At 56.0% G+C, this 2,703-nt stretch carries 3 protein-coding genes; 2 read left to right on the top strand and 1 reads right to left on the bottom strand.

What is annotated here, in order from left to right; genetic code table 11:
- The first annotated feature begins 101 nt into the window (after nucleotides 1–101).
- Both AC2FJW_RS19625 and AC2FJW_RS19620 read left to right on the top strand, forming a co-directional pair.
- Complete coding sequence (locus AC2FJW_RS19625) at nucleotides 102–1,079, top strand: HpcH/HpaI aldolase/citrate lyase family protein (RefSeq protein ID WP_142640422.1); 978 nt, start codon at nucleotides 102–104, stop codon at nucleotides 1,077–1,079.
- A gap of 7 nt (nucleotides 1,080–1,086) precedes the next feature.
- A complete protein-coding gene (locus tag AC2FJW_RS19620; RefSeq protein ID WP_496751190.1) occupies nucleotides 1,087–2,370 on the top strand; it encodes a glycerate kinase type-2 family protein in 1,284 nt (427 codons plus the stop codon).
- 132 nt (nucleotides 2,371–2,502) lie between these two features.
- On the opposite strand, the gene AC2FJW_RS19615 is transcribed toward AC2FJW_RS19620, so the two are convergent.
- On the bottom strand, nucleotides 2,503–2,703 hold a 201-nt coding region (locus AC2FJW_RS19615), incomplete at its 5' end, for a hypothetical protein (protein WP_496699620.1).

Raw genomic sequence — 2,703 nt, 5'->3', positions numbered from 1 at the left:
ACGGTAACGGTGAGGCCGAGGCCAAAGTCAAAGCCGAAGTCGCAAACCTCTGCGCCAGATTCCCTATCTATCCAAACTTGTAAACTGAAGGACACCAACCCATGAGCTTTCATTCCATCGAACAGGCTCCTGCCCGCCTAAACCGCAGCGAACTCGCCGTGCCTGGCAGCCAACCCGGAATGTTCGAAAAGGCCGCACAATCGGACGTGGATGTCATCTTCCTTGATCTGGAGGACGCCGTCGCGCCGGACGAGAAAGAACAGGCCCGCAAAAACATCATTGAGGCTCTGAACGACATCGACTGGGGCAGCAAGACCATGTCGGTACGCATCAACGGGCTCGACACGCATTACATGTACCGCGACGTGGTGGATGTGGTTGAACAGGCTGGCGAGCGACTTGATCTGATCATGATCCCCAAAGTCGGCACCGCGGCAGATGTCTATGCCGTCGACATGATGGTCACGCAAATCGAGGATGCAAAGGGGTACAAAAAACGCATCGGATTCGAGCATATTATCGAAACTGCGTTAGGGATGCAGAACGTCAGTGAGATCGCGGCGGCGTCGAAACGTAACGAAAGCCTGCATTTCGGCGTAGCCGACTATGCCGCCTCGACCCGCGCGCGGACGACTATTATCGGCGGTGTTAATCCGGATTATTCCGTTCTGACTGACGCCGATACGGACGGAGGACGCCTGACCCATTGGGGAGATATGTGGCACTATGCGCTTGCCCGCATGGTTGTGGCTGCCCGCGCCAATGGTTTGCGCCCAATCGACGGCCCATTTGGAGACTTCCAAGACCCGGACGGCTACAAAGCCGCCGCAAAGCGCGCGGCAGTTTTAGGCTGCGAGGGCAAATGGGCCATCCATCCCAGCCAGATTTCACTGGCAAACGATGTTATGTCGCCGGGCGACGCCGAAGTCACCAAGGCACAACGCATTCTCGAAGCAATGGCCGAAGCCGAAGCAGCGGGAAAGGGAGCGGTTTCGTTAGATGGCCGCCTGATCGACTATGCTTCGATCCGTCAAGCTGAAGTTATGGTTGAAAAGGCTCGTCAAATCGCAGCAGCATGATCGCCTCATGACTTTACAATCGTCCATGTCTCAACGCGATTGTGCCGCCAACATATTTGCCGAAGCCATAGCCGCGGCAGATCCGGCGGTATCCCTGAGCAGACGACTGCAATCAGCCCCATTGCCTGCGCCCAAACAGGGTGGGCGCAGCATCCTGATCGCGATTGGTAAAGCCGCTCCAGCCATGATGGCGGAAGCCTTGCAAAACGTTCAGGGTGATCATGTCGCTCTGGCCGTGACCCATTCCGAAAACCAAGCGGTCGTACCCGGTGCAACTGTGTTGAACAGTGCACACCCCGTTCCGGACGAACGGGGCCTCAAAGCCGGTCGGCAGATCATTGATCTGCTCAGCACAGCACGCGAGCAAGATCAGATCATAGCGCTGATCTCTGGCGGGGGATCGGCCCTGGTTCCGGCACCTGTGGACGGATTGTCCCTATCGGATAAGATTGCGGTCAACGAGCTCTTGTTGTCTTCCGGATTGGACATCGTGCACATGAACCTGGTGCGCCAGCATCTGAGCCAGCTCAAGGGCGGAGGGTTTCTGCGACACGGTTCACCTGCACCGGTCACAGCCTATATTTTGTCGGATGTGATCGGAGATGACCTGCGTGCCGTTGCCAGCGGCCCCACTTCTCCACCCATCGGAACCCAAGCCGATGCCCGCAGGATCTGCATTGGAGCTGGCATCTGGAAGCGTCTGCCCCAGTCCGTGCGGGACCATCTAGAACACAGCCTTCCTGAACAGACGATAGCAGTTGAAGCGACAAATCATCTGATCGGGTCGAACACGATAAGCCTTGAGGCTGCGCATCGCTGTGCGGCGCAGTTTTGTCGGGCTGAAATTGCCTCCAAAGCACTGACAGGAGACGTGTCCGACGCTGCACGTCAGATTCTGGAAGCGGCCCGTTCTGTGGCTTCCGACCGCCCGGTCGCTCTACTTTTCGGAGGGGAGACAACCGTCCGGCTGCAGGGTACGGGTCTTGGTGGGCGCAATCAGGAACTAGCGCTGCGCGTCGCCCAACTGGCGCAAGGGGAAGCTATTCCCGGCAACTGGATCTTCCTCAGCGGTGGAACAGATGGCCGTGATGGTCCGACCCCCGCAGCGGGTGCGATTGTGGATGTGGGAACATTCGATCGTATCCGCGATGCGGGGCAAAATCCGTCCACGCTGTTAGCAAACAACGACAGTCACCGGGCATTGGGACTATCGGGTGATCTTCTGATGACTGGTGCGACCGGAACCAATGTTGCAGATATCCAAGTATTGCTGCTTGGGCCTGATGCTTGAGCGCGCGCTAAACTTGACGGGCATCAAGGTTGATATAGCGTCAGAGATGTCGAATTGGAGAGTAATGCCTGAATCCGTCGAGAAAGGTCCGATTCATGCGATAGTCTGATTTCAAAGCCATAAAAGAGGCGTTTATTCCATTGTCACAGGCGATGTTTTAGGCTCTGACGGAGGGATATAGGCATTATTTTTTGCGGGATGTTTGGCGTTGATCGGCGTGTAAGTATTTGTAATTTTCGTTCTAAAGTTGTTTTTTGGAGTAGGATTTGAACCTTTGGCCTTCAGGTTATGAGCCTGACGAGGTGAAGAGGTTAGCAATTGATCCAGTGGATC

The organism is Ruegeria sp. CDSA020 (assembly GCF_059612345.1).
This window is presented reverse-complemented; position numbering and strand designations above follow the sequence as displayed.

Excerpts from the sequence above, each read along its gene's own strand:
- AC2FJW_RS19625 (WP_142640422.1), top strand. The coding sequence starts at position 102 with ATGAGCTTTCATTCCATCGAACAGGCTCCTGCCCGCCTAAACCGCAGC.
- AC2FJW_RS19620 (WP_496751190.1), top strand. The coding sequence starts at position 1,087 with ATGACTTTACAATCGTCCATGTCTCAACGCGATTGTGCCGCCAACATA.